This window comes from Cryobacterium sp. Hh38, assembly GCF_004403235.1.
Lineage (GTDB): Bacteria > Actinomycetota > Actinomycetes > Actinomycetales > Microbacteriaceae > Cryobacterium > Cryobacterium levicorallinum.
Map to the genome: position 1 here is coordinate 1 of NZ_SOHD01000019.1, position 1,657 is coordinate 1,657.

Consider the following 1,657-nt stretch of genomic DNA (forward strand, 5'->3'; position numbering starts at 1 on the left):
ATCCCCGCACACACGAGATCAATGAACTCAGTGCGAGTATTCGGCGGAAACAACTTGACCATAAAACGCTCCAATCACTAGAGCGTTGCTACGACCATATGACTTTGCCTTGCGAGCGGATGGCGTGAGTCACGCATCGTAAATATCGCGTCGGCCGCCGGCACCCTCAGTAACCCGCGCATGAGCGTTTATGCCGCTTCGAAGGCCGCCCTGATCGGATGGAGCGATTCGCTGCGGCTCGAGCTCGTGCAGCAGGGTCACGGCCAGGTCAAGGTCACCACGGTCTGCCCGAGCTACATCGATACCGGCATGTTCGAGGGCGCGCGCGGGCCGCTGCTCACCCCACTGATGACCCCGGAATATGTCGTCGATCGGGTCTGGCGGGCCATGCTCGCCGGCAAGCCGCAGCTGCTGTTGCCCTGGACGGTCAGCCTGTCGAAGGTGCTGCGCGGCGTGCTGCCGCTGGCAGCCTGGGACACCGTCGCCGGTCGCGTCTTCGGCGTGTACCGCTCGATGGATCGGTGGGTCGGTCGCGGGTAGCGCTCCTCGTTCGCCGCGCGAGATCGCCGAAAACAGTGTGAATTTCGACAAACATTAAGTTTGCACGGTGCCGAAAGCTGAATATTGCTCTTTGTAGCTGGGGCGCTCGCACTCCCATTGTTGGCACTCTTCCAGCAGGAAGGTGACCACGTTGACGGACCGGGGCCCAGCCTTATTGCGTCCGCTCCCGTGCGGTGCATCGGGCGACGCGGGACGCCTGTGGCCTCGAAGCCCCCGTCTTTCGGTGCTGAGCGTGCCATCGCTCACGGCGACCGGTCTCCGGAACTCGACCATTCTGGGCGAGCCCACCGAGCCCGCCGAGCCCGCCACCTTCCGCTCAGAGCGGTCTGGAGAACCCGGCCACTTGCCGTTGGTCGAGCTTGCCGAGACCGCCATGGACTGGCGCGAGTCGGCCTCAAAAACGTTTGGGTCGAACCGAATGCATCTACGCACAGAAATCCAAACATATCTGAGAATCTCTCGACTTTGGCGCATGGTTTTGGTATACTTCTTCTATGAGCCAGAGCGGCGATACTCCCCTGCCGGGCCGTGTCGATCCGTTCTTCGCGGCTCACGGCTACTGGCCGTCCACACTCGAGGAGCGTGCCGAGTTCGAGGTGTTCTGGGCGCAGTGTCAGGCTGATTGGCGGCTCCAACTGGCCGAGGGGCTCGGAGACTGCGCCCCGTACGATGACCTCGACCTGGAACCGGTGAGCCCGGCAGCAGTGAGCCCGGTGGCTGACCGCCCGGAGTTGATTGACGGCCCGACCATTCCGGCCGACCTCGATCTGACCGAGGTGTTCGGTGCGGTGCCGCCCGAGCACCTCTTCGATGAGGACGTCCGCGAGGAGTTCCTGTATACGAACTACCTCGCGGACAATTTTCTCCCGGACGAATGCACCGCTGACGAGCGTCACACTGACCCTGCCGACGCAGACGCGGCCGCCGACCTCCGCACTGCGGGCAGCACTGGCGACGACCCAGACCAATCCGACGCGGCTACCGGCTTGAGTCCGTTCCAGCGGCACCAGGCGCAATTCGTCGACCGGGTGCTTTACCTGGAGAAGGTGATCGCGTGGGCGCAGGCGAGTAAGGCTGAGGTCTTGACTGAGGCGTG

1 protein-coding gene and 1 pseudogene are annotated in these 1,657 nt (G+C 63.4%); both read left to right on the forward strand.

Features of this window, described 5'->3' with window-relative positions:
* Positions 1-123: 123 nt before the first annotated feature.
* Positions 124-540: pseudogene (locus E3T41_RS07075) on the forward strand (SDR family NAD(P)-dependent oxidoreductase); the annotation flags it as partial.
* Between the two features lie 515 nt (positions 541-1,055).
* Positions 1,056-1,657: hypothetical protein (locus tag E3T41_RS07080; RefSeq protein WP_134477880.1), on the forward strand; the 602-nt coding region annotated here is incomplete at its 3' end.